The sequence below is a fragment of the Corynebacterium macclintockiae genome (assembly GCF_027570165.1).
Classification (GTDB): domain Bacteria; phylum Actinomycetota; class Actinomycetes; order Mycobacteriales; family Mycobacteriaceae; genus Corynebacterium; species Corynebacterium macclintockiae.
Window position 1 is genome coordinate 1 of record NZ_JAKMUV010000012.1, and the last position, 26,738, is coordinate 26,738.

General features: G+C 61.2%; 20 protein-coding genes. 13 read left to right on the forward strand and 7 right to left on the reverse strand.

The window, feature by feature from the left end; genetic code table 11:
- Positions 1 to 343 precede the first annotated feature (343 nt).
- The 3 genes from nrdH to nrdE all read left to right on the forward strand — a co-directional run bounded on the left by nrdH (position 344) and on the right by nrdE (position 3,390).
- A complete protein-coding gene (gene nrdH / locus L8U58_RS08630) occupies positions 344 to 574 on the forward strand; it encodes a glutaredoxin-like protein NrdH (RefSeq protein ID WP_034969565.1) in 231 nt (76 codons plus the stop codon).
- A 74-nt stretch (positions 575 to 648) separates the two neighbouring features.
- A complete protein-coding gene (gene nrdI / locus L8U58_RS08635; protein ID WP_035001572.1) occupies positions 649 to 1,092 on the forward strand; it encodes a class Ib ribonucleoside-diphosphate reductase assembly flavoprotein NrdI in 444 nt (147 codons plus the stop codon).
- 135 nt (positions 1,093 to 1,227) lie between these two features.
- Positions 1,228 to 3,390 carry a class 1b ribonucleoside-diphosphate reductase subunit alpha gene (gene nrdE / locus L8U58_RS08640; RefSeq protein WP_080719939.1) on the forward strand — a complete coding sequence of 721 codons (2,163 nt, stop codon included), beginning with the start codon at positions 1,228 to 1,230 and terminating at the stop codon, positions 3,388 to 3,390.
- Between the two features lie 60 nt (positions 3,391 to 3,450).
- On the opposite strand, the gene L8U58_RS08645 is transcribed toward nrdE, so the two are convergent.
- Entirely contained in the window at positions 3,451 to 3,939 is a 489-nt protein-coding gene (locus L8U58_RS08645) for a ferritin (protein ID WP_034993291.1), read from the reverse strand.
- A 340-nt stretch (positions 3,940 to 4,279) separates the two neighbouring features.
- Here L8U58_RS08645 and nrdF point away from each other — a divergent pair, with 340 nt between their 5' ends.
- From nrdF to serB, 3 genes are all read left to right on the forward strand, one after another.
- Entirely contained in the window at positions 4,280 to 5,275 is a 996-nt protein-coding gene (nrdF, locus tag L8U58_RS08650; protein WP_269955144.1) for a class 1b ribonucleoside-diphosphate reductase subunit beta, read from the forward strand.
- Between the two features lie 252 nt (positions 5,276 to 5,527).
- Positions 5,528 to 7,225 (forward strand): aa3-type cytochrome oxidase subunit I, encoded by a 1,698-nt coding sequence (ctaD, locus tag L8U58_RS08655; RefSeq protein WP_034969547.1) that lies wholly within the window; start codon positions 5,528 to 5,530, stop codon positions 7,223 to 7,225.
- A gap of 919 nt (positions 7,226 to 8,144) precedes the next feature.
- Entirely contained in the window at positions 8,145 to 9,569 is a 1,425-nt protein-coding gene (serB, locus tag L8U58_RS08660; RefSeq protein ID WP_035001568.1) for a phosphoserine phosphatase SerB, read from the forward strand.
- Between the two features lie 107 nt (positions 9,570 to 9,676).
- Here the strand turns inward: serB and L8U58_RS08665 are convergent, their stop codons facing one another.
- Entirely contained in the window at positions 9,677 to 11,248 is a 1,572-nt protein-coding gene (locus L8U58_RS08665) for an AMP-binding protein (RefSeq protein ID WP_043011431.1), read from the reverse strand.
- A 324-nt stretch (positions 11,249 to 11,572) separates the two neighbouring features.
- On the opposite strand from L8U58_RS08665, the gene L8U58_RS08670 reads away from it, so the two are divergent.
- Positions 11,573 to 12,118, forward strand: coding sequence for a hypothetical protein (locus L8U58_RS08670; RefSeq protein WP_269955145.1), 546 nt, complete (start codon positions 11,573 to 11,575; stop codon positions 12,116 to 12,118).
- 15 nt (positions 12,119 to 12,133) lie between these two features.
- Positions 12,134 to 12,712 (forward strand): RNA polymerase sigma factor, encoded by a 579-nt coding sequence (locus L8U58_RS08675; protein ID WP_269955146.1) that lies wholly within the window; start codon positions 12,134 to 12,136, stop codon positions 12,710 to 12,712.
- Between the two features lie 109 nt (positions 12,713 to 12,821).
- Here L8U58_RS08675 and L8U58_RS08680 read toward each other — a convergent pair whose 3' ends face one another.
- The 3 genes from L8U58_RS08680 to L8U58_RS08690 form a co-directional block, all read right to left on the reverse strand.
- Complete coding sequence (locus L8U58_RS08680; RefSeq protein WP_269955147.1) at positions 12,822 to 14,942, reverse strand: Hsp70 family protein; 2,121 nt, start codon at positions 14,940 to 14,942, stop codon at positions 12,822 to 12,824.
- A 73-nt stretch (positions 14,943 to 15,015) separates the two neighbouring features.
- On the reverse strand, positions 15,016 to 16,488 hold the full coding sequence (locus L8U58_RS08685; protein ID WP_034981100.1) for a dynamin family protein: 1,473 nt from the start codon (positions 16,486 to 16,488) through the stop codon (positions 15,016 to 15,018).
- Positions 16,489 to 18,375 (reverse strand): dynamin family protein, encoded by a 1,887-nt coding sequence (locus L8U58_RS08690; protein WP_269955148.1) that lies wholly within the window; start codon positions 18,373 to 18,375, stop codon positions 16,489 to 16,491.
- A gap of 367 nt (positions 18,376 to 18,742) precedes the next feature.
- Between L8U58_RS08690 and L8U58_RS08695 the strand changes: the two genes are divergently transcribed.
- Positions 18,743 to 20,029: a hypothetical protein gene (locus L8U58_RS08695; RefSeq protein WP_269955149.1), complete on the forward strand. Its 1,287-nt coding sequence runs from the start codon at positions 18,743 to 18,745 to the stop codon at positions 20,027 to 20,029.
- A gap of 45 nt (positions 20,030 to 20,074) precedes the next feature.
- Here the strand turns inward: L8U58_RS08695 and L8U58_RS08700 are convergent, their stop codons facing one another.
- Together L8U58_RS08700 and L8U58_RS08705 are read right to left on the reverse strand one after the other, a co-directional pair.
- Positions 20,075 to 22,186, reverse strand: a complete 2,112-nt coding sequence (locus tag L8U58_RS08700) for an ATP-dependent DNA helicase (protein WP_269955150.1) — start codon at positions 22,184 to 22,186, stop codon at positions 20,075 to 20,077.
- Positions 22,187 to 22,215: 29 nt separating this feature from the next.
- Complete coding sequence (locus L8U58_RS08705; protein WP_269955151.1) at positions 22,216 to 23,538, reverse strand: nicotinate phosphoribosyltransferase; 1,323 nt, start codon at positions 23,536 to 23,538, stop codon at positions 22,216 to 22,218.
- Positions 23,539 to 23,601: 63 nt separating this feature from the next.
- On the opposite strand from L8U58_RS08705, the gene clpS reads away from it, so the two are divergent.
- From clpS to murI, 4 genes are read left to right on the forward strand one after another with little or no spacing between them, the layout of a single operon-like run.
- A complete protein-coding gene (gene clpS, locus L8U58_RS08710; protein WP_034975882.1) occupies positions 23,602 to 23,907 on the forward strand; it encodes an ATP-dependent Clp protease adapter ClpS in 306 nt (101 codons plus the stop codon).
- A 27-nt stretch (positions 23,908 to 23,934) separates the two neighbouring features.
- Positions 23,935 to 24,507: a DUF2017 domain-containing protein gene (locus tag L8U58_RS08715; RefSeq protein ID WP_034973397.1), complete on the forward strand. Its 573-nt coding sequence runs from the start codon at positions 23,935 to 23,937 to the stop codon at positions 24,505 to 24,507.
- A complete protein-coding gene (locus tag L8U58_RS08720) occupies positions 24,504 to 25,670 on the forward strand; it encodes a P1 family peptidase (RefSeq protein WP_269955152.1) in 1,167 nt (388 codons plus the stop codon). The genes L8U58_RS08715 and L8U58_RS08720 overlap by 4 nt, the downstream gene beginning before the upstream one ends.
- Positions 25,654 to 26,511, forward strand: coding sequence for a glutamate racemase (murI, locus tag L8U58_RS08725; RefSeq protein WP_051873892.1), 858 nt, complete (start codon positions 25,654 to 25,656; stop codon positions 26,509 to 26,511). Before L8U58_RS08720 ends, murI begins: the two co-directional genes overlap by 17 nt.
- Positions 26,512 to 26,738 lie beyond the last annotated feature (227 nt).

Below are 26,738 nucleotides of genomic sequence, written 5' to 3' on the forward strand. Positions count from 1 at the left end.
TTTTTTGTCCCAAATCCCGGCTTTGAAATTACATGCATGTTTTTCATGTGGCTAGATGTAGTGGTGGGAAATTCCGCCACCTGCGAATACTCAGCTTGTAACTACTACATATAGTGCTCACGCTTTCCTTGACCCCCAAAATGTTGTGTTTTAGCGGTTGTCTTACACGCGTGTGATGTGTAGTCTTAAGCAAGTCAATGAGGACAAGGTGAAACCGGGAATCCCGGATGCACCACTAGCGCCTCGCACGACAACCACCAACTAGATCAACACCGATAGTGCCCACAAAAACTATTGCCACCGGGGCCACAGTTTCAACACTTTCAGGAGAATGACAGCCGCCATGATCACCGTCTACACCAAGCCCGCCTGTGTTCAGTGCAACGCCACCAAGAAGGCCCTCGACAAGGCCGGTCTTGAGTACGAACTCGTAGACATCAGCCTCGATGATGATGCCCGCGATTACGTTATGGCGCTGGGGCACCTGCAGGCTCCCGTAGTTGTTGCTGGTGAGGATCACTGGTCTGGCTTCCGTCCGGATCGCATTCGCACCCTGGCTGTAGAGGCCGCTTAAACCCCAGCGTCACCCGACCTGCACCGTCGCAGGTCGGGAGAATAATGCGCTGTCTAGTTCCCTAATGAGGCTCAATGCTGATCACGTATTTTTCTTCCACGACGGAGAACACTCACCGTTTTGTGCGCAAGCTCGGGTTGCCTTCCTGCCGCATCCCTCTCAAACGTAGTGACGCCCCACTGTTCATCGATCAACCGCATGTGTTGATAGTGCCGACATATGGTGGGGGAGCGGGGATGACGGGGGACTTCTCGCGACCGGTTCCAAAACAAGTGATCAAGTTTCTAAACGTGGAGCAAAATCGCAAGTGGCTGCGCGGAGTGATCGCCTCGGGAAACCTGAACTTCGGCTCGGACTTTGCGAAGGCGGGGGAGATCATTTCGGCCAAATGCCATGTCCCGTACCTCTATCGCTTTGAGCTGATGGGCACCGAAGAGGATGTACGCAGGGTTAGGCAAGGACTGGCGGAGTTTGAGGACTCTCTGCGTCAGGAAGGCCGGTGGGACCTTGCGAGCTGACGGATAAACGCACCACAAGTAACGAGACAAGTAACAAAAGTCACCCCGCGGTTGTCTGGGGTGCTTATTAGAATCGAAACGAACACATTAGCGCGAGCATAATTCGGCGCGAGATTTTGAGGAGAACACATACACATGACCGCCAACGAGCTTGGAAAAAAGGTCCAGGAGCCCGTTGACCAGCGCGAACAGCTGGATTACCACGCGCTCAACGCGATGCTGAACCTGTACAACGAAGCAGGGGAGATTCAGTTCGACAAGGACCGCGAGGCTGCCAACCAGTACTTCCTGCAGCACGTCAACCAGAACACGGTCTACTTCCACGATCTGGAAGAAAAGATCAAGTACCTGATCGACAACGAGTACTACGATCCAGAGGTGCTGGAGCAGTATGAGTTCAGCTTCGTGAAGTCCCTGTTCAAGCAGGCCTACGCGAAGAAGTTCCGCTTCCAGTCGTTCCTGGGAGCCTACAAATACTACACCTCGTACACCCTGAAGACCTTCGACGGACGCCGTTACCTGGAGCGATTCGAGGATCGCGTGTGTATGGTTGCGCTGGGCCTGGCTGCGGGGGATACAGAGTTGGCGTCCAACCTGGTCGACGAGATCATGGATGGCCGATTCCAGCCTGCAACGCCGACCTTCCTCAACATCGGCAAGAAGCAGCGCGGCGAGCCGGTATCGTGCTTCCTCCTGCGTATCGAGGACAACATGGAGTCCATCGGCCGCTCCATCAACTCCGCGCTGCAGCTGTCCAAGCGCGGTGGCGGTGTGGCCCTGCTGCTGTCGAACGTGCGCGAGGCCGGGGCGCCGATTAAGCACATCGAGAACCAGTCCTCCGGCGTGATCCCCGTGATGAAGCTGCTGGAAGATGCCTTCAGCTACGCCAACCAACTGGGTGCCCGCCAGGGCGCCGGCGCGGTCTACCTGCACGCTCACCACCCGGATATCCTGCGCTTCCTGGATACCAAGCGCGAGAATGCGGATGAGAAAATTCGTATTAAGACCCTGTCGCTGGGTGTGGTGATCCCGGACATCACGTTCGAGCTGGCCAAGCGCAACGACGACATGTACCTGTTCAGCCCGTACGACGTGGAACGCGTTTACGGCAAGCCGTTCGCCGATGTTTCAATCAGCGAGCACTACGAGGAAATGGTAGAGGATCCGCGGATCCGCAAGTCCAAGATCAACGCCCGCGCCTTCTTCCAGACTCTGGCAGAGATCCAGTTCGAGTCCGGCTACCCGTACATCATGTTCGAGGACACGGTGAACAAGGCCAACCCGATCGAGGGGCGCATCACCCACTCCAACCTGTGCTCCGAGATTCTGCAGGTCTCCACCCCGTCTGAGTTCAACGCCGACCTGTCCTACAAGACCATCGGCGACGACATTTCCTGCAACCTGGGCTCCATGAACATTGCGAAGGCGGTGGACTCGGAGGACTTCTCCACGACCATCGAGACCGCTATCCGTGGCCTGACCGCAGTGGCGGATCAGACGTCGATCGACTCGGTGCCTTCGGTTCGCCAGGGCAACGACAACTCCCACGCCATTGGTCTGGGTCAGATGAACCTGCACGGATTCCTGGGCCGCGAACACATCCACTACGGCTCCGAGGAAGCACTGGACTTCACGAATGCTTACTTCGCGGTTGTGATGTACGAGGCACTCAGGGCCTCCAACAAGATTGCCCAGGAGCGTGGAGAGAAGTTCCACAACTTCGAGAACTCCGAGTACGCCACCGGCGAATTCTTCGACCGCTACGATCCGGCCGAGTTTGCACCGAAGACAGAGCGCGTGCGCCAAATCTTCGGCAATTCCAGCATCCAGGTGCCGACGGCACAGGACTGGCAGCAGCTGAAGGATGACGTGCAGACCCATGGTCTGTACAACCGGAACCTGCAGGCCATCCCGCCGACGGGCTCGATCTCGTACATCAACAACTCGACGTCCTCGATTCACCCCATTGCCTCCAAGATCGAAATCCGCAAGGAAGGCAAGATCGGGCGCGTGTACTACCCGGCTCCGTACATGACGAACGAGAACCTGGAGTACTACGAGGATGCCTACGAGATCGGCTATGAGAAGATCATCGACACCTACGCAGTCGCCACGAAGTACGTGGACCAGGGCTTGTCGCTGACCTTGTTCTTCAAGGACACTGCGACCACGCGCGACATTAACCGTGCGCAGATTTACGCTTGGCGCAAGGGGATCAAGACGATCTACTACATCCGCCTACGCCAAACAGCCCTGACCGGTACGGAGGTCGAGGGCTGCGTGAGCTGCATGCTCTAAGCGAGAAAGGCCGACCGGGAGGAATCCCAGTCGGCTTTTTTGTTGGCTTCGTACTAGCTGTTAGCGGCTGCCCAGCTCTGCGTCGATGCGCAGCAGGCCAGAGCCGTCGGTGCCAACCAGCTTGATGCGGTCGATGATGCCACTGACCGTGGCCTCTTCCTCAATCTGCTCCTCCAGGAAGAAGTTCAGCAGGTTGCGGGAATCCACATCGCCCACCTCGTCGGCAGTCTTCACCAGGTCGCGGATCAAAGCGGAGACCTTGCGCTCGTGCTCCAGGGATGCCTCGAAGGCGTCCAGCGGGGTGGAGATCTTCAGAGACGGCATCTCAATCGTCTCGACATCCACGCGAGCGTCGCGATCCAGCAGGTGCTGTGCAAACTTCTGAGCGTGCACGCGCTCCTCATCCGCCTGAGCCTTCATCCAGCTGCTCATGCCGTCGAAGGAGAGGCGATCCAGCTCATAAGCCAGCTGGGTGTAGACCAGCGCGGCCTGGTGCTCTGCGGTGACCTGTTCGTTCAGTTGCTTTTGAAATTTCTCGTTGATTTCCATGCAGCTCACCGTACTCAGGGTTTATCCAATCGGCTAGCAAACGCAGGCTACCCTTATATTATCAATGCAGGTCAGAGCCTATTGTATAGTCGGTGAGGCTGTCTTTACTTAGGTTGCCCTGTAAACCAATCCTGACGTGCTCTTTAGGTAGTGACGCGCCCAGCTCCGGGCTGAAATCGGCTCCAGCGCGCGCTGAGGGCGTCATTAAGAAAGACCCCCCAAAATGGGGGTGGTGGCCGAGGGGGGGTGCGTCGCGGAAACGGGGTAACATGGGGCGAAGTGCACAAGCTGAGGGACAGCAAGAAAATCAGCACGTTCTGTGAGAAGGAGAAACGAAGCGATGAGTGCGCACGCACCCCACACTCCCGCCCACCGCGTCCACGGCGATCCGGTATCCGCCATCAACTGGAACAACATTCCGGATGACAAGGACCTGGAGGTGTGGGATCGCCTCACCGCCAACTTCTGGCTGCCAGAGAAGGTGCCGCTGTCCAACGACGTGCAGAGCTGGTCGACGCTCAACGACCTCGAGCGCCAGTCCACCATGCGCGTATTCACCGGCCTGACCATGCTGGATACCATCCAGGGCACCGTCGGTGCGGTGAAGCTGATCGAGGACGCGGCTACCCCGCACGAGGAAGCTGTGATGACGAACATCTCCTTCATGGAGAGCGTTCACGCGAAGTCTTATTCCTCTATCTTTATGACGCTAGCCTCCACGCCAGAGATCAACGACGCGTTCCGTTGGTCCGAAGAGAACGAGAAGCTGCAGAACAAGGCCAAGATCATCCTCGACTTCTACGAGGGCGATGACCCGCTGAAGAAGAAGATCGCCTCGGTGCTGCTGGAGAGCTTCCTTTTCTACTCCGGCTTCTATCTGCCGATGTACTGGTCCTCCCACGCGAAGCTGACCAATACGGCGGACATTATTCGCCTGATCATCCGCGACGAGTCCGTCCACGGCTACTACATCGGCTACAAGTACCAGCGCGCCCTGGAAAAGGAGACCCCGGAGCGCCAGGAGGAACTGAAGGAGCACACCTTCGACCTGCTTCTGGAGCTCTACGACAACGAAGCGCAGTACACCGAAGATCTATACGACGAGCTCGGCTGGACTGAAGACGTGAAGCGCTTCCTGCGTTACAACGCCAACAAGGCTCTGAACAACCTGGGCTACGAAGGCCTCTTCCCGGCTGACGAGACTCGCGTGTCTCCGGCCATCCTGTCCGCGCTGAACCCAGGTGGCGACGAAAACCACGACTTCTTCTCCGGTTCCGGATCCTCCTATGTGATCGGTAAGGCAGAGAACACCGTCGACGACGACTGGGACTTCTAAGGTTTTTCTGAAGCAGCACCCCCGAAAACGTGGGTTCTGCCAAGACCGCCCCGTCCACGGCTATTGAAAAACGCGTTGACGGGATAGTATGTAAGCATTCTGTGTCTGTTTCGGAACGGTCATTGACGAGGCTGATCCAGTGGGAACAGGACAGAGGAAACATTCTTTTGGGTGGCTTGCCCAGAGGATCCGCAGAATTCAGAGAGGTTCGGCGGATAGTTTAGGCAGGTCACGCGTAGTCAGGAGGAACAAATGACCGCAGTAGCGCCAAGGGAAAGCCACGAGGTTTCCCCGGCTCGGCCTGCGCCTTTCGGTGAGGTGCCGCGTGGCAACCTCGCGTGGAAGATGCTGACCACGACCGACCACAAGCTTCTGGGCATCATGTACCTAATCATGTCCTTCACCTTCTTCATGATTGGTGGCTTGATGGCCCTTCTGATCCGTATCGAGCTTTTCGAGCCGGGTCAGCAATTCCTGTCCAACGAGCAGTTCAACCAGCTGTTCACGATGCACGGCACGATCATGCTGCTGCTGTACGGCTCCCCGATGGTGTTCGGTTTCGCGAACTACATCATGCCGCTGCAGATCGGCGCGCCTGACGTGGCCTTCCCCCGTCTGAATGCCTTCGGCTTCTGGATGACCACCGCTGGTGGTGTCGTTATGCTGCTCGGCTTCCTGACTCCGGGCGGTGCCGCCGACTTCGGTTGGACGATGTACATGCCGCTGGCAGACGTTGTTCACTCTCCAGGTGTTGGCTCTGAACTGTGGATCCTGGGTGTTGGTGTTGGTGGTATCGGTACCATCGCTTCCGCTGTGAACATGATCACGACCATCCTGTGCCTCCGTGCACCGGGTATGACCATGTTCCGCATGCCGATCTTCACCTGGAACATCTTCGTTACCTCTCTGCTGGTTCTGCTGATCTTCCCGCTGCTGACCGCTGCTGCTCTGGGCGTGTTCTACGACCGCAAGCTGGGTGGCCACATCTACGACGCCGGCAACGGTGGCGCCATCCTGTGGCAGCACCTGTTCTGGTTCTTCGGCCACCCCGAGGTGTACGTCCTGGCACTGCCGTTCTTCGGTATCGTGTCTGAGGTATTCCCGGTGTTCTCCCGTAAGCCGATGTTCGGCTACGTCGGCCTGGTGTTCGCGACCCTGTCGATTGCTGCACTGTCCATGGCCGTGTGGGCGCACCACATGTTCGTGACTGGCGCCGTTATGCTGCCGTTCTTCTCCTTCATGACCTTCCTGATCGGTGTGCCGACCGGTATGAAGTTCTTCAACTGGCTGGGCACGATGTGGAAGGGTCGCCTGACCTTCGAGACCCCGATGATCTTTGCCATCGGCTTCTTCGCCACCTTCCTCTTTGGTGGTCTGACCGGTGTCATGCTGGCTTCCCCGTCTCTGGATTTCCACGTCTCGGACTCCTACTTCGTGGTTGCTCACTTCCACTACACCCTGTTCGGTACCGTGGCTTACGCTTCCTTCGCAGGCGTGTACTTCTGGTTCCCGAAGATGACGGGTCGCATGCTGGACGAGAAGCTGGGCAAGATCCACTTCTGGCTGGTCACCATCGGCTTCCACACCACGTTCCTGCTGCAGCACTGGCTGGGCAACATGGGTATGCCGCGTCGTTACGCTGACTACCTGCCGACGGACGGCTTCACCCTGTTTAACCAGATCTCCACGATCGGTGCTTTCATCCTGGCGGTCTCCATGATTCCGTTCCTGTGGAACGTCTTTAAGTCCTACCGTTACGGCGAGGTTGTGACGGTTGACGATCCGTGGGGCTACGGCAACTCCCTGGAGTGGGCTACCTCCTGCCCGCCGCCGCGCCACAACTTCACCTCGATGCCTCGCATTCGCTCCGAGCGCCCGGCGTTCGAGCTGCACCACCCGCACATGGTCAAGCGCATGCGCGACGAGGCACACGTCGGCCGCCACTTCTAGGAGCCTGCTCCTAGCGGGGCGCTTCCAGGTGCTACTCTGTACGCCCCCTCACCGCGCCACTGCCTAGCGCAGTCCCGAGGTGCCGGGCGGCTCGGTCGGTGCTTAGAGCTCTGGCCAGCTGGTGCAAATAGCAACTAAGATCCACACCCTTAACTACGCGGGGTGTGGATTTTTGTATGTCCGGGGTCTGTGGGTCTGGGCTCCTTTCCCATGCAGTGTCCAGAACCCATGCAGTTTCTAGAACCCATGCAGTTTCCAAAACCCGTGTAGTGTCCAGTACCCATGCAGTGTCCAGAACTCATGCAGTGTCCAGATGTCGTTAGAACGGGAATCTGCGAGTGGATTTCGCCGGAAATGTCGTTAGAACGGGAATCTGCGAGTGGATTTCGCCGGAAATGTCGTTAGAACGGGAATCTGCGAGTGGATTTCGCCGGAAATGTCGTTAGAACGGGAATCTGTTAAACGAACATGATCACGGATAAGTAAGAACGCAGGTCAGGGGCTCTTGGATTTTCATTAGCGAAAGTGGGCCGTTCCGGATTCCCGTTCTAGCGACACTGGCGCTATCGGGAGAGTGGAACGAAAGTGGGTGCGTGCCCTTTGGTGTGCCCGATGAGAGGTAAATGTCGTTTTTGTTGCATTTCTTTTAGTGGTAACCATTGCTAATAGGCGTTTACGCAGGTCAGGAGCTTAGGTATGGCGAGTACTGTTTTGTAGCAAACATGCTTTGCAACTTTTGCGACATTTCGGCGCGCTGGGTGCAGCTTTTGCGACATTTCGGCGGGCAGGGTGCAGCTTTTGCCTCATTTCGGCGGACAAGGTGCAGCTTTTGCGACATTTCGGCGCGCCAGGGGATGGACCGGATGGAAGTCGCTGGTCCGGTTATCACTTCCGGTAGGGAAGTGGGACAATATAACGCGTGACTACCTCAGATGATGCCAGCAACCCCAACTCTTCCGCCGACCGGCCAGGCGTAGCGCAGCCGCAGGCACAGCCCGCTGCAACCGCAGCAGTAGCGCAGCCGCAGGCACAGCCCACTGCAACCGCTGCTGCAGCTGTGGCAGCGGCGAGCCCCGACCCGCACTTCGAAAGCGCCCTCGAAGACACTCTGCAGGAAGGCCTTGCCCCGAGTGTTATCACGGTCACCGGCCCCGACCGGCCGGGCGTATCGGCGGCCTTCTTCCGAGTGCTGTCCTCCTACGGAGTGCAGCTTTTAGACATTGAACAGTCAGTATTCCGTGGGAAGCTGTCTTTGGCGGCGCTGGTGGGCGTCGGACAAGAAGACCTTGAACCCCTCGGCGAAGGGCTGAAGGAAACCCTGGCTTCCTACGGCATGCGCGTCAGCGTGGAAGCGGACGACAACCTTTCCAGCACTCGTCCGCACTCCACGCACGTCATGGTGGTGCTCGGCCGACCGCTGACCGCGACCCACATCTCGCGTATTGGTCAGACCCTCGCGGACTACGGCGCAAACATCGACACCATCACCGGCATCGCAGACTACCCGGTCACTGGTCTGGAACTCAGCTTGACCGTAGCCAATCCCGCGCCCGGCGGCGGCGTGCCTTTGCGCAAGGCGCTGGCAACCCTTACGACGGAGGTTGGTGTGGATATCGCCATCGAACGCGCCGGCCTGGCCCGCCGTGCAAAGCGCCTGATCTGCTTCGATGTCGATTCGACCCTTATCCAGCACGAGGTTATCGAGATGCTGGCAGCTTACGCGGGCCGCGAAGCGGAGGTAGCCGAAGTAACCGAACGCGCCATGCGCGGCGAACTGGACTTTGCTGAATCCCTGCACGAGCGCGTGAAGGCGCTGGCCGGTCTGGATGCAGCGGTGGTGGAGAAGGTCGCCCGCGACATCCAGCTGACCCCCGGCGCCCGCACAACTATCCGCACTCTGAAGCGCCTGGGCTACAAGACTGGCGTGGTGTCCGGCGGGTTCATTCAGGTCATCGAGCCGCTTGCCCGCGAACTGGACCTCGACTTCGCCCGCGCAAATACCCTGGAAATCGTCGATGGCAAGCTGACCGGTCGCGTTATCGGCCCAGTGATCGACCGCCAGGCAAAGGCTGAGAGCCTCAAGGAATTCGCCTGGTCGAACGGCATCAAGCTGAATCAGACGGTCGCGGTAGGCGATGGCGCTAACGACATCGACATGCTTTCGACTGCCGGCCTGGGTATCGCTTTTAACGCAAAGCCCGCGCTGAAGGCGGTCGCGGATACCTCCGTGAACTACCCGTTCCTGGATCAGGTGCTGTTTATTCTGGGTATTTCTCGCCACGAGATTGAGGACGCCGACCTGCGCGATGGTACCTACCGCCGCGTGCCCCTTGCAGGCGAGTAGTTCGGACGCCCACCTACCCAGCCCGGCAGGCTTCAGGTTGGGGTATTAGACCGACCCCGCCCCGAGCTTGCCGAGAGCCCGGCGGGATTTAGATCAGCGGGATTGAACTAGCCCTCGCGCTCGCGCAACTCGCGGCGCAGAATCTTGCCGGTGCTGGACTTCGGAATGCCCTGCACGAACTCCACGATGCGGATCTTCTTGTAGGGCGCCACGCGCTCGGCTACGAAGTCCATCACTTGTTGCTCGTTGAGGGCGGATCCGCGCTGGGCAACCACGAACGCCTTGGGTAGCTCCTCGCCATCAGAGGCGCGGTGTACGCCGACGACGGCGGCGTCTGCGATCTCCGGATGGCTGAGCAGCACGGACTCCAGCTCTGCAGGCGGAACCTGGTAGCCCTTGTACTTAATGAGCTCCTTCAGTCGGTCGACGATGTGGACGTTGCCCTCCGGATCCGCGTTGGCCAGGTCGCCGGTGCGCAGCCAACCGTCGCCCGGCAGGGCTTCGGCGGTCTGCTCTGGCTTGTTCAGGTATCCGGCCATGATCTGCGGGCCACGCACCCACAGTTCGCCGACCTCGGATACGCCTTCGCTGGGCAGTGGGACTTCCTCCAGGGTTTCCGGATCCACCAGCTTGCTTTCCGTGTTGGCACAGGGCTTGCCGATGGAACCGCGGTTGATGTCCTTGGAGACGTTAGCGTGCGCCAGTGGCGAAGTCTCGGTCATGCCGAAGCCTTGCTGCACGTGAATCCCCAGGCGGTTTTCCAGCGCTACAGCCAGATCCTCGTCCAGGGTTGCCGCACCGCTGAACACTGCGCGCATACGCGACAGGTCGTAGTTGTCGACCATCGGGTGCTTGGCCAGCTGCACGGCAATGGGCGGCGCAATCAGGGTGAAAGTCACGTTGAACTTCTGGTGGTGCTCCAGGAAGCTCTGCAGTTCGAAGCGGGGGACCACTACCAGCGTGCTGCGCTGTGCCAGGGCTAGGTTCACCAGCGCGGTCAGGCCGTAGATGTGGAAGAACGGCAGCACGGCGTAGACGATGTCGTCGCGCTGTATCAAGTTCAGGTCCTGCCCCTGCTGCACATTAGCCACCAGTTGGCGGTGCATAAGGCGCACGCCCTTCGGCAGGCCGGTGGTGCCGGAGGAATAGGGCAGAATCGCAAGATCCTCGTCCGGGTCAATCTCCACCGCGGGTGCGGTGCGTCGCTCTGCCATGATCTGCTGCATGCCCTTGGAGGTATCCAGGTGGACGATAAAGTCCTCGTCGATGCCGGCGTCTTTGGCCCCCTGGGACGAGGCGTCCCCAAGCGCAGCAACGGTAAGTAGCATCTTCGCGCCAGAGTCCTTAATCTGCGCAGTAACGCTTTCTGGGGTAGAAAGCAGTGACAGCGGAGACGGCACCGCACCGATGCGCCACAGTCCGTAAGCGGCGACGATGAAGTTCAGGGAGTTCGGCAGGTGCAGCGCTACGACGTCGCCCTTCTTGATGCCCTTGCTGGCCAGCCAGCCCGCGGTGGATTCGATGTAGTTCTGCAGCTGCGCGAAGGTCGTTTCGGAGCCATCGGCGATGTCGATGACGGCCACGCGATCCTCTTCCTCCGTGGTGAGGTCGTGGAAGATGTAGTCGTACAGGCCGAGCGGGCTGAGTTCGATGTCCGGGCGATCGCTCTTGATGGGCATTGCGTCGGGGCTCCTATCCGTTCGCGGTTGTTCTTGGCCTCCACTCTAGCGTTCGGTTGGTGTAGTCGACGTCACTTTCTTTTCTTTTGGCTTGCTAAGCAGTTTTTTGGTAGGGGTGACCAGCCCAGTTCAGACGACATTCCTATTGAACTGCGCCCAGTTTGGGGCATAATCTTTTAATGTAATTCTTTATGCATACGCGGGAACTTCCTTCCCCTGACGCGCATTTCATAACTGTCCTGAAGCGGGTTGTGCCGGCTTGGGTTGCCCCTAGCTTCAGTTCAGTTACTTGTCTTGCTAGCTCAGGTGGGAAGGAGGTGAACGATGAGTGCGACGATGAATGATTCGATCCACAACGGAGGACACATGGTGGACCCATCCGCTAGTGCAGAGGCGGACGCTCCGATTCTGCCGAACCTCGAAGAACTGTTCGGCGCGGATGCGCAGTTCGGTTCGGAGTCTGGTTTTTCGGAGGAGGAGCTCGATGCTCTGTTCAACGCGATGCTTGATGTCGCGGTGGACCCAAACACCGAAATGCCCGATGGCGATCTGATTCCAAGCTTGGACTCTTTCCCGGAGGAGTCTGACGTTGATCTGACGGATCTGGATGATTCTTCTGCGGAGTACGACGCCACCTCGGTGGATTCCGCCGACAGTGATGTCGCGGGCGACGATGCAGGGGCCGGCCTTGGCGGTTCGGGGGACATGGAGGATCTTGATGATCTGAACCATGCCCTGGAGGACAACCTGGACGACAGCCTGGACGGTGGCCTAGACAACGAGCTCGACAATGAGCTAGACGATGCCCTGGGCGAGGACCCGGCTGACCACAGTGATTCCGACGATCTGACCGATTACAACGGTTTCTAGGGAGGGGGATTACAAGTGTCTACGGGACTAACTAACGCTGCACGGCAAGAACTCACCCGCGATGAGGAACGCGACCTGCTGGCCAAAGCTCACGAAGGCGACCAGCAGGCTTTCGCGCGTCTAGCGCGCCAGGCCTGGGGCAGGATGTTCGCAGTCTGCCTTTCCATCACCGGCAACCGCGCGGACGCGGAGGATGCTCTGCAGAACGCGCTGACCTCCGCGTGGAAGAGCATCGACAAGTTCGACGGGCGCGCCAGGTTCTCCACCTGGGCGTACCGTATCGCCTCGAACGCAGCTCTGCAGGTCGTCCGTTCGCGGCGGGATGTGCCGGAGGAGGACGCGGGCGCGGACGAGGTGGCGCAGACCCCAGAGGTTGGTTCGCAGGTGACCTCCGCAATGGTTGTGCGCGAGGCTCTCGCGCAGCTGCCGGAAGATTTTCGCGAGGTGATTGTCCTTCGCGAATATACTGGCATGAGCTACCAAGATATCGCTGCCCACCAGGGGATTCCCATTCAAACGGTCAAGTCTCGCATTAATCGCGCGCGTGCGAAGCTGAAGGCTGCGTTGGTGGAAGCCGGCGTCACTAGCGCATAGACAGCGAGGCCACCACAACGGTACAGAGCCCGATAGAAAGAGCCCCACGGCCTCGAGCGATGAACTAGATAGCTCGGGCGCGTGGGGCTCTTCGGCGCGTTAGCCGGGATTAATCCTGCGGCATCAGGTTAAAGAACTTAAGCATCTTCTTGATCTCGTCCTCTGATGCACCGTTTTCACCGCGGCTGACTACGATTCCCTTTTGGTCGGGATACCAGATCATAATGTCGGGTGCACCATATTCGCTTGTTGCTGGATACATGCGAATCTCCGGCCAACCGTTACCCGCATCCTGGATTCTTGTGCTCTTAATGGAGGAGCTTTCTGCGTGATCGTAGACCTTCTTCGCCTCGTCACCGGTCAATATGTAACGGAAACCACTGTATGTAAGGCTACTGTTCTTCCCATCCAGCGAATTGTAGTCGGGGAGGCAAGAGTACATCTTGTTGTCCATGTTGCGGAAGGCATCCCCAAGGAAGGGTGGCTTCTTCGTTTCTGCTTCACAGGTGCGCATGCGGTTGTAGAAGTTCGTCGGCATGTAGTCCTTAACCTCCGGCAGGAGGGTGGGAAGCACTTTGTACAGATCCGAGTCCGTCGCATTGGCCGGCAGGGCGAACGTACTGGTCTCAGAGAACGGCGGATTGCCGGAATCATCGCTCCCGCCGCCATTGCCGCCGCCCTTGCCATCGCCACTTCCATTGAGGGCGACAAATCCGATTGCCACGACGACCGCCAGAATCGCCAGGCTGGCCGTGACAATCACCGGGGTGTTCGACTTCTTCCGCCCCGCCGAGGTAGCCGTAGCGCGAGCCGAAGCAAAGTTGCTGGGACCATAAGAGCTAGGGGCACCTGGGCCGAAGGACGATGCCTGCGGAGGGCGGCTAAACGACTGCGTGTTGTTCTGCGCAGGATTCGGGAAGCTACTGGTCGGCGAGCTTCCGTTCTGGTTTGCCCGCGGCATTCCGGGCGAGGTAGCCGGGGTGGGGCGGGAGGAACCTCCAGCTGCAGCCCCGCCTCCAGTGGCGGCACTCGCGGCACCTGCGGCACCCGCAGCGCCCGCCACACCTGCGGCAGCACCGCCCGCGTTCGCGGTACGGTTCGCAGAATCCGGAGCCCCGCCGTCGGTGAATCCGCGCAGAGTTGCGGCCAGTGCGCCGCGGCTGACCACCGTCTTGGGGTCGTCCAACGTCATGACCGTGCCGACCTCGCCCAGACGATCCTGTACGAAAGGCACGCGCGAGGAACCACCGGTCATGTAGATCGGGGTCTTTGTGGAATCGACGCCCGCCTGTGCCAGCGCCGCCCGCGTCAGCTCAACGCCACGCATGATCGACTGCTCGATCACATTGTTGAATTCGTCGCGGGTGATCAACAGGTCAGTTTCCCCGTGGGGAGTGGAGACGCTGATCGTGGCCGAGGACGTATCCGAGAGGATCTCCTTGGCCTCGCGAATGCTGGATTCCAGCGCGTGGACCGTGGCGATCGGGGCGGAGCGAAGGTAGTCCGCCAGATCGGGATCATCGTGCTCCAGCTGGTCCAGAACCCAGCGGTACATCAAGTTGTCGATGGTGCGGCCACCCAGACTGTTATCGCCCTTGGCTGCGACGACCTCGAAGTTACCGTTCGACTTCGCTTCCAACACCGCGATATCCAGGGTGCCGCCGCCGAAGTCGAACACCGCCACGTGGGAGCCCGCGCGCACGGACTGCTGGGAGGCGTAGTGGATGGCGGCCGCCCGTGGCTCGGAAAGGAAACGCAGACTCTTTTCGGGAATGCCCGCTGCAATGGCGCTTCGCTTCAGCTGGTCCACGGAGTGAGCGGACCAGGCCTCGGGGTGCGTCAGAGTAACGGTCTCGGGATCCTTGTTAGCGTGCTGCGCCTTACCGGAGCGCAGAACCGTGGCCAGCACAGAGCCCACGACCTTCGTCAGCGGCAGATCCTTGGTAGCCAGCTTCACTTCATCGTGGTCGATGTAGCGCTTGGGGCTGAGCAGCAGGCGCGAGGGGTCGCGGCGTCCGCGAGCCAATGCGGAATCGCCGTTGAGTAGCGTGGGCTCCCCATCGGCAGCAGCGTGTGCGCCGTGTGGGGAATCCAGGAACACTGCGGACGGCAGGATGTTGGAGCGGTGCGTCAACGCAAGGGCGGATATCTCCTTACCCATCGGGCTTTGGTGAGCGGCAGCCGTATTCGAGGTTCCGAAATCGATTGCCAGGTGCCATGCGTTAGTCATGAAAAGTACAGCTCCTGAAATACACGTGTGCTAAAGGCATAAGTAGCTTACACTTTAATGCCAATTAGTGGCGTTAGATGGTCGCTTGCAATGCGGATTGGAAAGAACCGAGCAAACGTTCACGTGCCTCGTCCTCCGCGGCGGACAGGGGAGACATCGAAAGTTGCTGGAGTTCGGCGATCTGCTCTTCGATGGCTCGGCGCACTTGGTCAACCGGCGTGTCCCGCGGCAAATTCACCGTATCCGCCGGGTGCCCAGCAGTGACCGCGGTGCGCAGCAACTGTAATAGTCGGGAATCGGGCGTGCTGGCATAGGTATTGCGGTAACTGCGGTAGAGCAGCACAAAGTGCATGCCCGGCTGCGCCAGTGTGACGGACAGGACCCACCGGATGTGGTTCATATCCGGGTGGTTAGAGGCCAGATCGTCCAACACATCCAGCATTCGGGCAGCACGCTGCAGCACGGCGAAGTAGGTGATGTCGCCGGTCAGCAGATGCACCAGCTCGGATACGCCGGAGGTTTCCACCATCCACTTCACCAGCGCCGGCGCACCGCCTTCGGCGGCAATGCTGCGGCCGGCGAACACGCCGTATTCGCCCATAACGTCTAGCAAATCGTCCCGGTCGTTAGCGGAGAATCCCGCAACGACCTCTCGCGGGTCGTCGGCCTCCAGGAAATCCAGCAGATCATCACGATCCAGCTCCGCCAGTGCGGCCAGCTGACGGGCGACGTCGCCGGTCACCTTGCCCGTCAAGGCGGACTCAGCCATCAATCCGGAAAGCGGGATGGTTTGCTGGACAGTGCTCACCAGTTTCTTCTGGATGCTGTTGGCGTGCTGCCGGGCGTGTTGCAGCGGATCGATGGAACCGAAAGCGCCGGAGCCGAAAGAGTCCGCGCGGGAAAGGATGCCCACTGTATTTAGGGGCGTCATTCCCAATTGCGAAAGAAACCGCTTCTCGTCCTCGCGCGGGGCAGAGTCCGACAAAAAGACAAGGCAATCGGCCCAACCGCTAGCGCGGCGCGTATCCCGCTGCCCGTCGACCAGAATTCGACGGGTTCGCTGCTCGTTTTCGACCGTCAAGGTCGCGGTGCCGGGCGTATCGATCAGGGTGAGCTCTTCCAGTCGGCGGTTGGGCAGGAACTGGTCGATGTAGTCCACCTCGTTCAACGGTACGGGCAGGCTATCGAGCGGGCCGTTGTTCAGTGGGATGCGGGCCATCTGGCCGTCGACGGAATGGATCTCGGCGCGGGCGGGCGCGCCGTTGTGGTACATGCTGACGGCCATGGTGCATTCCAGGGCACCGGTGGCGGCGATCAGGTTCTCCGTCAGGGCGTTGACCAGAGTGGACTTTCCGGATTTCAGACGACCGACAACAGCGACTCGGGGCGGGCGGGTAACCATCAAACGCAGCTGTTCGGCGCGGGCCGCCAGGTCAGGGGAGCCACCTGCGAGGGCATCAACGGCCTGCGTTAGCAGCAGCGTGAGGTCAGAGACCCGCTGGCTGAGGTGGGCAGAGGCCGATTGGATTTGGTGTTCCTGGTTCATTTACATCCCCGCCCTGCTTGCCGGAATCGTCCCAGCCTGGGCTGCCGCCTTTAGGCTTGCGGCTCCGTGCCGGCTGCGTTTCAGCGCTTCTAGGTGGCCGTCTAGCTCCTCGATGGTCTGCTGCACAATCTCCCCGTTCTTCTTCAACCGGGCAATGGTCTGCTTGCGCTGCGCCTCGGTTTCTCGGGCGATCTTCTGTGCGGATTCGATCTTGCCCTGAAGGTTGCGCTGTTCGTGCCTGATGGCAGCGCGGTGGCGCAGCAGAATTTCCGTCCTACCTGTCGTGATGGTGATGTCGATCATGCGGTTGATGGAGCCACGGGTTGTGGCGATGGTCTCTCGCAGCCACACCAGCAGGTGCTGCTTGCCGTTGCGCATCGCGCGGTAGCCCATGTTCACGCCGATCCAGGCTGCGGCTGCCACAGGCGCGAAGGGGATCACGACTGTCAGTGCGCCTGCACCCACAATGCCCATCGTCAGCATCGAGGGATCCACCAGCCCTGCAGACTTTTTCTCCACGTCGTGGCTCAGCGATTGCGGTGGAGCCATCGCCGCGAAAATCTGCTGCTGCACCTGATCCACCAGGTCTCGGCGACCCTGGAAAAGCTGGGCGGCACGCCGCGTAACTTCGCTGACCATCGACATCACCATGTGCTCCATGATCTGCCGTAGCTCGATTTCGATCTGGCTAGTGAAGACCTGCGGCTTGCTGCGCAGCACGCGCATGCCCTCGGAGTTAATGCGGTTGGTCCAGCGGGTTTTCAGATCGGTCAGTGCCTGATCCATCGCCGCGGATACCTTGTTGCGGCTGAGCTGAATATCGCGCATGAACAGCTGTTCCCACTCGCTGGTGGCGTCGCGGAACGCTTCCAGCTTGCGCTTTTCGGCTTCGAGTTCGCCGACCGCATCGCTGGTCTTGTCGTACAGCTTGATGTCGCGCTGGATATCGGTCGTGATGGATTGCATCGTCGACCGGGTGATCTCGAGGGCCGTGATCGTCCCGAGATTGCCCGGTGAGTTGACGTGGTTGATGATCTGTTGGCGCAGCTCGGCGATGCCGCACCGTTGCTCAATCTTTTCTCTTTTTTCTGGTGACGCCGCCTCGGCCGCATCCAATGCCCGCAACGAGGACACTCCAATGACGGGGATATCCAGACCGAGGTGTTCTGCGATGAGGCGTTGGTCGTCGGCGACGATGGAGCGCCAGCGGCGCACATTCTTATCTGTCTTGGTGACGGCCACGATGACGCTTCCGACCTGTTCACGGGCGCGGCGCAGGATATCCATCTCCGGGGCGGTGATGGGGGTGGATGCGTCGCAGACCATCAGCAGAACTCCGGCATTGCGGGCTTCCGCCAGGGAGGCAGTGACGGCGTGCTCGTCCAGTCCGCCCACGCCCGGGGTGTCGATGATCGTCACCTTTCCCAGGCTGGAGAAAGGAACCAACAGCTCTGCAGCGCTGGGGAGCGAGGCAACTTCTTGGCTATCCTTCGGGGCGCGGTTGATGGCGTCCACAGCTTCCTGCGTGACCCAGTTCTTCAGCTCCGACGGTTCGATCGGATCGCGCTCCGTGCCGCGTACCAGGCGCGCCAGGATTGGCTTGTCGTCTGGCTGGTCGGGTTCAGTGTGGATGCGGATGGGGGCGCTCGTAGCGGTGATAACGTCCACCGGCAATAGGTCACGCCGGCCGATTAGTGCGTTGACGAGGGAAGATTTGCCACGCTTAACCTCCCCGATGATGACGACGGACGAGGTGCGGTACTTCGCGTTGACGAGGTTCTGCACGCGGTCGGCAACGTCGTGCATCTTGTACTTTCTGGCGATAGTTGCCCCGCGCTCAACGCTGGCCTTCGGGGAACGACCCGACGCGTTCAAGATGGGGGTCACGGTATTCTTCGCCTTTCATTGCTATTGATGCTTATTGCTCTGCCATATTTCGGTGCCATTCTAGTATGCCGATAACCGGTTTTTCTGGTCGCGGAGGGAACATTGCGCGACGTATTCGCCGGCGCGCTGTCTGAATTTACCCCCCGAAAATGCTTGTCTATTGAACAGAGGGAATATGTGGCGTGACTTGGGGTTTTGAGGGGTTTGGCGTCAAAAAAATGACCTTAGGAAACACCCCCAAGGAACATAGGGAGGGGGAGTGGCATTCAACAACTGACAGGCAGCGAGGAAGCGCCTGAAGGATACTAAGAACACCGCATAAGCCCCGCACACAGGGCTTCAAGAACACCGAAAGGGAACACACGAAATGTCTAACGAGAACCTGAACAACCAGAACGGCACCAACACCAACGGCAACGCTGGCAACTCTGAGCACTCCTTGGGTCGCTGGGAGGTACTGGACGGCAACGGCAACATGGTCGAAGGCAACGTCGTCGGCTCGCAGGACACCGACGGTGACGGCAAGCAGGACGCCTACCAGGTCGACATCAACGGCGACGGCCGCCCGGATGGCACGGTCTACGACAAGAACGGCGACGGCACCACCGACCGCGCGGAGATGGACTACGACCAGGACGGCATCGTCGACACGGTCTACCAGGACACCGACCGCGACGGAACGATCGACAAGCTGGAAGCAGACACCAACAACGACGGAAAGATGGACACCAAGGCCACTGACTACAACAACGACGGTGTCAGTGACAACGTGAAGTTCGATTCCGATGGCGACGGCACCTACGACGTCACCTCTTACGACTTCGACGGCGACGGCCGAGTCGACAGCGTTGGCTACGACACTGACGGTGACGGAATGTCTGACTACACCGAGCACGACACTGACGGCAACGGCGTGATCGACGGCACCTCCGGCGAGTCCCGTCCGGATGCGGCGCAGGAGAACGTAGGCGAAGGCATCTGGGCTTCCCAGGGTGGCCACGGTGGCGCACCGGCTGGTGACTCCCAGGGTGCGGCTCCGCAGGGTGGCGAGTCTGAGACCCCGGCGGCTCCGCAGGGCGGCGAGTCCGACGCTCCGGCTCCGAAGGGCGACGAGTCCGAGACCCCGGCTCCGCAGGGCGACGAGTCTGACGCTCCGGCAGCTCCTTCTGAGGACTCCAAGGGCTCCGAGGACTCCCGCGGGGCAGGCGAAGAGGGATCGAGCGCAGGCTCTGATATCCACTCCGCTGGCTCCGAGGGCGCTCCGGGCGGTGGCGAGTACGTCGACCTGGACGGTGACGGCCTGGCTGACGGTGTGTCTTTCGACTACAACAACGACGGCAAGGTTGATGCCCTGCACGTAGACACCACCGGTGACGACACCGCCGACACCATTTACCTGGACACCAACTCCGACGGCCAGGTGGATCAGCGCCACGTAGACACCGATGGCGACGGCCTGACCGACGAGGCTCTGATCGACCAGGACTTCGACGGCTACGGCGACACCAAGGCATACGACACCGACAACGATGCCCACTACGACTCCTACGAGGACACCACCACCGAGGACGTCGCCCCGACCTTCGACGACCTGCTGGGCGGCGGCGGTGCTGGCGCAGACACCGGAGCTGGCGACGGCTCTGACCTGGTCTAAGACCCGCACCTAGCGGAGCTGCCCCCAGCTTCCGCTGGCAGCCTCTTAACTACCCGCAGCAAGGCGACGCAGTGCACTCCGCACTGTGTCGCCTTTTAGCGTGTACCAAAAGTCCGGCATCGAGCGGCGAATGTAAGCGCCGTAGCGCTTCGTCTCTAGCCGCTGGTCCAGAACCGCAACCACGCCACGGTCGTCCACCGATCGCAGCAACCGGCCCGCTCCCTGAGCCATCAGTAGTGCGGCGTGGTTCGCGGCGACCTCCATAAACCCACTGCCGCCACGCTGGTCGGCGGCTTCCTGCCGCGCCTGCTGTAGCGGATCGTCCGGGCGCGGAAAGGGGATCCGGTCGATAAGCACCAGGGAAAGCGAAGGACCGGGCACGTCCACGCCCTGCCACAACCCTAGCGTGCCGAACAAGCATGCGGATTGGTTCTTGCGGAATTTCTCCACCAGCGTGGACATCGAATCCTCGCCCTGCAAAAGAATGTCGTAGGGGACCACGGTGCGCAGGTTCTCGGCCATTTCTTCGGCCGCGCGCCGGGAGCTAAACAGCCCGAGGGTGCGCCCGCCCGCGGCGTTGATCAGCCTGGCGGCTTCGTCCACGGACTCGTCGCTGGCGCCGTCCCTGCCCGGCGGTGGTAGGTGGCGGGCGACGTACAAAATGCCGTGGGAGCGCGCATCGAAGGGGGTGCCCGCATCCAGCGTGGGAGTGTTCTTCGGCAGCCCCCAGCGCGCCAGCATGGAGGTGAACTTGCCGCCCAATGCAAGCGTCGCCGACGTCAGGATTACTGTGTTTCTGCCGAATAGTCGCTGGCGTAGTAGGTCGGCGACGCTCAAGGGGGCTACCCGCACCACGTGTTTGGGGCCTCGCACGCCGGAATCGGCGGTGTACCAGACCACGTCTTCGCCCAGCAGATCCGCGGCGTCTTCGCTCGCGCCATGGTTTTTGCCGCTGTTGTTGCCGCCGTTGTTGCCGCTGCGTTCGCCGGCTGCGGAACCGTCGCCTTCCCCGACGCGCGAGGCATTGAGGATCCGCACGCACGTATCGTTCAGCTCTTCGGTAGCCACAATCACCGCGAGGCGCTCGGAGGCCTTCTGCGAATCATTCGCAAACTCCGATGCCGGAATGCCGCTGACCTGCCGGTTCGTCTTCCACGCCGCATCCCTTAAGGCAGCGAGAGGCAGCTGTAGCCCCTCGGGCACGCTGGTCCAGCGCCCCTCGATGCCGGTGCCAAACCGGTCGTTACTTCTGGACGCCGCCGCCTCCGCCTTCAACGCCTCCGTCCACCGGTCGCCTGCCTCGGCCAGCTCATCCCCGGCGACATCGGCGCCGGAAACGGTCAGCTTCGCAGCGCGTTTCGCCAGCACGGCGATGGCGGTGGGGGATAGTTCAGCGGTGGCGACGGAAGTGATGCGGTCCTCCAGCTCGTGGGCTTCGTCCACGATCACTGTGTTGTGTTCGGGCAAGACTGGGGCGTCCACAAGAGCATCGATCGCAAGAAGAGCATGGTTGGTGACGACAACGTCGGCGTCCGCGGCGCGGGCCCGGGCGCGCTCGGCAAAACACTGTTCGCCGAAGGGGCAGCGGGTGGCGCCGACGCACTCGCGGGAAGACACGCTGACCTGCCGCCACGCGCGATCGCTGACGCCCTGGGGGAGGTTATCCCGGTCGCCGTCCTCGGTTTCACCGGCCCATTCGTGCAGGCGGGCGACTTGGGCGCCGGTGGCGGACAGCTGGGAGGGATCCAGGAGGGATTCTTCGGCCTCGTCCACGCCGCTGTCGGTCTGCGCGTTGGCGACCTTGTTCAGGCACACGTAGTTGCCGCGGCCTTTTTGGATGGCGAATTCGAGGGGGCGGGGGAGTTCCGGCTCGAGGGCTTTGGCCAGGCGCGGTAGGTCGCGTTCCACCAGCTGGCGCTGAAGCGCGATCGTGGCGGTGGAGACGATGACGGGGTACTCGGAATCCATGGCCACAGCGATGCTGGGGATCAGGTACGCCAGGGACTTACCGGTACCGGTTCCCGCCTGCACGGCCAGGTGGTGTTCCCTCTTAATGGCCGCGGCCACGGCTGTGGCCATCTTCTGCTGGCCAGGGCGCGGGGCGCCGCCGAGGTCGGCGACGGCGAGGCTCAGTAGGTCAAGGACGTTGGAGGTCATGGGAAACTGTGGGAACCTTTGCGAAACTTCTAGCCCTTGATGTGGCGGACCTGCAGGGCGGGTTCGTCGCGGGTCAGCGCCAGCCCCTCCCACGGCAGAGAGACCAGCTGTTTGGCGCAGTGCTCGCGGGACTCCTCCAGTGTGGGCAGCCCGTCGACGAGCTCACCGTCGCGAACCATGGGGATGGTCAGCTGGGTGCTATGCAGGCCTTCGGCCTGGGGCAGTTCGCCGCCCATGGGGAAGGTCACTTCCTCGACGGCGGTGCCGGAGGGGCGGCTGAGCCGGGCTGCGTCCTTCGCACCACCCAGGCTGGCCTTGCCACGCGAGCGCTTGGCGACGGGCACGCCGTCGACCTCCACAAGCTTGTAAACCAGCCCCGCGGTCGGCGCCCCGGAGCCCGTGACCACGGCGGTGCCCACACCGAAGGAATCCACCGGTTCGCTGCGCAGGGCGGCGATGGAGAACTCGTCCATGTCAGAGGAGACCACGATCTTGGTGTTGGTTGCGCCCAAGGAGTCCAGCTGGCGGCGCACGCGGCGGGTCAGCACGCCCAGGTCTCCGGAGTCGATGCGCACTGCACCCAGTTCGGTGCCCGCGGCCGCCACGGCGTTTTCCACGCCCTGGGTGATGTCGTAGGTATCCACCAGCAGGGTCGTATCGGTGCCCAGGGCGGCGACCTGTGCCTTGAATGCGGCCAGCTCGTCGGGCGTGCCGTCGGGGCGGGTGTGCAGCAGGGTCCAGGCGTGGGCCGAGGTTCCCGAGGCCGGGATGCCATAGCGCTGCGAGGCCTCCATGTTGGAGGTGGCGACGAAGCCAGCCAGGTAGGATGCCCGGGCGGCGGTAACCGCGGCGTATTCGTGGGTGCGGCGGGCACCCATGTCGATGATCGGACGGTCGCCAGCGGCGGTGACCATGCGGGCCGCGGCGCTGGCCACGGCGGAATCCATGTTCAGGATGGACAGGATCACCGTTTCCAGAATCACGCACTCGCCGAAGGTGCCGCGCACCGTCAGCACGGGGGAGTGGGGGAAGTACAGCTCGCCTTCCCGGTAGCCGTCGATCTGTCCGGAGAAGCGGAAGTTGCGCAGGTACTTCAGCGTTTCGTCGCGCAGGAAGTCGATGCGCGCCAACTGTTCCTCGGTAAACACGAAATCTCGCACGGCGCGGAGCACGCGGGCAGTACCGGCGATCACGCCGTAGCGGCGTTCGTTGGGCAGGCGGCGGGTGAATACCTCGAAAGTGCAGGCGCGGTTCACCGTGCCGTCGAGAATTGCGGCCTCGAGCATGGTGAGTTCGTATTTGTCTGTAAGAAGGGCGGAGGAGCGGGTGCTGTATTCGTTCACCCGTTCCATGCTAGCCCACGCCAGGCGCCGAACCCGACGGCGAATGCGCCCAATGTCGGTACTCTGGGAACCATGACTTCCCCAGCTGCTCCCTCCGCCACACCGGTGGCGGACAAACTGCCAGAAACCCTGACGGAGCCCAACCTGCCGTGGATGTGCATCTGTTGGGACGATCCGGTGAACCTGATGAGCTACGTGACCTATGTCTTCCAGACCGTCCTGGGCTATTCGCGCAAGCGCGCCACGGAGCTGATGATGCAGGTCCACACCGAGGGGAAGGCCGTGGTGAGCTCCGGGGAGCGCGACAAGGTCGAAGGGGATGTGAAGAAGCTGCAGACCGCCGGGCTATGGGCGACGATGCAGCGGGCGGACGGGTAGGCGTCAATAAAGAAAGAAGGAACGAACATGCAGCCGTGGACGAAGAAGAACAGCCTGCTGCGCGGGACTCGTTTTAATACGCAGCTAGAGCCGCTGGAGCGCGAGATGCTGGGGGATTCGGCGGTGGCCGTGTCCGACAAGCTGATGGAGCGCGCGCGGACGGCTCCGAAGGACGAGCTGGCGGAGATGACGGGCATGGCCAGCGGGCATGCCGATGCGCCGAAGGATCCGGGGTTGGCGCGGCTGCTGCCGAGCTTCTTCCGCGAGGGTGACGAGGAAGTCGACGGCGATGCGGCGCTGACCCGCCAGCTGAACGAGACGGACATCATCAAGGCCAAGCTGACGAACTTGCGCTTCGTGGTGGATTACCTGGGGCCGAACGGTTCGGTGAATGTGTCGCTGACGCAGGACGAGGTTCGCCCGTGGCTGAGCGCGATCAACGACATTCGCTTGTATCACTCCGCGCAGTACGAGGAGTTCAAAAAGGACCTGCTGGAGGAAGACGGCAGCTCCGACCAGGCGATGGCGGCGCAGAACTACCTGGATTGGCTGGGCTACCACCAGGACAGCTTGCTGTCGGCGATGATGGGTGAGCAATGAGCATAGAGCTGTTCGGCTGCCAGCCCGGACCGACTAATTCCCTGGCGGATGTCGCGGGGATAGGGGTAGGCCACGCGGTGTGCGAGGACGGCACGGGTGATTCGGGCGTGACCATGATTGTTGCGCCGAAGTCCGCCACTGCCAGCGTGGATGTGCGCGGTGGCGGGCCGGGGACTCGCGAGACCGATCTTCTGGCGCCGCACAACACGGTGCAGGCCGTGCACGCTATTGGTCTGTGCGGTGGTTCTGCTTTTGGTCTTGACGCCCTCACGGGGGCAATGGCCGAACTGGAGAGTAGGGGGATCGGCTTCCCCGCGCTGGGGCCGGAGCACCCGGATAAGTTGGTGCCGATTGTCCCGGGAGCCGTGATTTTTGATCTGCTGTTGGGGCGCTGGGATTCGCGGCCGGATGCGGCCACGGGGGCGGCGGCGACGGCGGCGGCGCTGAATGCAGTGGCTGGTGACGCGACTGGGCAGGAGGCTTTAGCGCAGGGGGTACAGAACGGCAACGTCGGTGCGGGGCTGGGCGCCTCGGCGGGAGCGCTAAAGGGCGGCTTCGGGCAGGCCAGTGCCGTGTTCCCGGAAGGTACTCCGCTGGCGGGGGTTACCGTGGCTGTTGGCATTGTCGTGAACCCGCAGGGCGCGGTCTTCGACCCGGCGACCGGCCTGCCGTGGGGAGTCGCCGCGGAGCTGAGCGGGGAGTTTGCCCGCTATGGACTGTCCGACTGCCTGGTTGATGGTGAGCCGGTGGGGGCTGAGGGCGTCAATAGATTAAAGGGCAAGAACCTGCTCGGCACGAAGATCACGGCGGACATGCTGGCGCCGAAGCTCAATACGACGATCGGGGTGGTGGCGACCGATGCGCCACTGACGAAAGCGCAGGCCAAGAGGCTGGCGCTGGCGGGGCATGACGGGATCGCGCGGGCTATACGGCCGGCGCACATGCCGATGGACGGCGATACGTTGTTTGCAATGGCGACGGGGGAGCACGGTTCGGAGGCGGCCGTGGATGACAGAGGCGTGGACGATATCGGCATGAGTGTGCTTTCGGCGACCGCGGCCAACACGGTGGAGAGGGCGATAGTGCATGCCGTCCTGGCGGCGGAATCGGCCTTTGGTGTGTCGAGCTGGCGTGATGTGGTGAAGGGTGAGGATCGTGGCTGAGGGTGCTGAGGCTAACGTACAGGCGGAACAGGCTAACAATGCGCCTATCGGGGTGTTTGATTCGGGAGTGGGCGGGCTGACCGTGGCGCGTGCCATTGTGGATCAGCTGCCGCATGAGAACCTGGTGTACATCGGGGATACGGCCAATTCGCCTTACGGGGACAAGCCTTTGGCGCAGGTGCGCGAGCTGTCGATTGGGATTGCGGACACCCTGGCGGAGCGTGGCTGCAAGATGATTGTGGTGGCGTGCAATTCTGCATCGTCGGCGTTTATCCGCGACGCGCGGGAGAGGTATTCCATTCCGGTGGTTGAGGTGATCCTGCCCGCGGTGCGGCGCGCGGCGGCGGCGACCCGCAACGGGAAGATCGGTGTGATTGGCACCCAGGCGACGGTGAGCAGTAGGTCCTACCAGGATCTTTTCGCGGCGATTCCCGGGGTAGAGGCGTACGCGCAGGCTTGTCCGCAGTTTGTGCCCTTTGTGGAGCGCGGAATGACCAGTGGGCGGCAGCTGATGGGGCTGGCGGAGAACTACCTTGCGCCGTTGAAAGCCCAGGGGGTGGACACCGTGGTGCTGGGGTGTACGCACTACCCGCTGCTGGCCGGGGTGGTGCAGTTGGTGATGGGGGATGAGGTCACGCTGATCAATAGCGCCGAAGAGACGGCGAAGACTGTTTATAGGACGCTGTCGGAGCAGGGGCTGCTTGCGGATGAGGATCCGGGGCGGGCGGTGGATCTGTCCTTCGAGTCGACGGGCGACCCGCAGAGGTTTGCGAAGCTGGCCGGGCGGTTCCTGGGGCCGGCGATTAGTTCTGTGTCCCAGATTCCGGAGATGGTGCGCTAGCGTTTAAGGTCTTCTTATGTGGGATAACCAGGGGGTTTGGTGCTTATGGAACCATTTTTCTGGTTGAACTTGGACCATTAATACGGTTAAACTATCTGCGTACTCTTAGGCTGTTTTTGACTTATTGAACTGAGTTTTGGTGAGTTTTCAGCCTTTAGTAAGCGCCTGGCCTGCTGGGGATCTGACAAGAGGTAGGCGCACTTTAGCTTCAGGAAGGATCCTCAGTC

What these genes read in the sequence shown, in the direction of transcription:
- nrdH (WP_034969565.1), top strand. Translation starts at nt 344, where the DNA reads ATGATCACCGTCTACACCAAGCCCGCCTGTGTTCAGTGCAACGCCACC.
- L8U58_RS08670 (WP_269955145.1), top strand. Translation starts at nt 11,573, where the DNA reads ATGAGTGCGACGATGAATGATTCGATCCACAACGGAGGACACATGGTG.
- ctaD (WP_034969547.1), top strand. Translation starts at nt 5,528, where the DNA reads ATGACCGCAGTAGCGCCAAGGGAAAGCCACGAGGTTTCCCCGGCTCGG.
- L8U58_RS08645 (WP_034993291.1), bottom strand. Translation starts at nt 3,939, where the DNA reads ATGGAAATCAACGAGAAATTTCAAAAGCAACTGAACGAACAGGTCACC.
- clpS (WP_034975882.1), top strand. Translation starts at nt 23,602, where the DNA reads ATGACTTCCCCAGCTGCTCCCTCCGCCACACCGGTGGCGGACAAACTG.
- L8U58_RS08705 (WP_269955151.1), bottom strand. Translation starts at nt 23,538, where the DNA reads ATGGAACGGGTGAACGAATACAGCACCCGCTCCTCCGCCCTTCTTACA.
- L8U58_RS08685 (WP_034981100.1), bottom strand. Translation starts at nt 16,488, where the DNA reads ATGAACCAGGAACACCAAATCCAATCGGCCTCTGCCCACCTCAGCCAG.
- L8U58_RS08695 (WP_269955149.1), top strand. Translation starts at nt 18,743, where the DNA reads ATGTCTAACGAGAACCTGAACAACCAGAACGGCACCAACACCAACGGC.
- L8U58_RS08680 (WP_269955147.1), bottom strand. Translation starts at nt 14,942, where the DNA reads ATGACTAACGCATGGCACCTGGCAATCGATTTCGGAACCTCGAATACG.
- nrdF (WP_269955144.1), top strand. Translation starts at nt 4,280, where the DNA reads ATGAGTGCGCACGCACCCCACACTCCCGCCCACCGCGTCCACGGCGAT.
- nrdE (WP_080719939.1), top strand. Translation starts at nt 1,228, where the DNA reads ATGACCGCCAACGAGCTTGGAAAAAAGGTCCAGGAGCCCGTTGACCAG.
- L8U58_RS08700 (WP_269955150.1), bottom strand. Translation starts at nt 22,186, where the DNA reads ATGACCTCCAACGTCCTTGACCTACTGAGCCTCGCCGTCGCCGACCTC.
- nrdI (WP_035001572.1), top strand. Translation starts at nt 649, where the DNA reads ATGCTGATCACGTATTTTTCTTCCACGACGGAGAACACTCACCGTTTT.
- L8U58_RS08715 (WP_034973397.1), top strand. Translation starts at nt 23,935, where the DNA reads ATGCAGCCGTGGACGAAGAAGAACAGCCTGCTGCGCGGGACTCGTTTT.
- L8U58_RS08665 (WP_043011431.1), bottom strand. Translation starts at nt 11,248, where the DNA reads ATGCCCATCAAGAGCGATCGCCCGGACATCGAACTCAGCCCGCTCGGC.
- L8U58_RS08720 (WP_269955152.1), top strand. Translation starts at nt 24,504, where the DNA reads ATGAGCATAGAGCTGTTCGGCTGCCAGCCCGGACCGACTAATTCCCTG.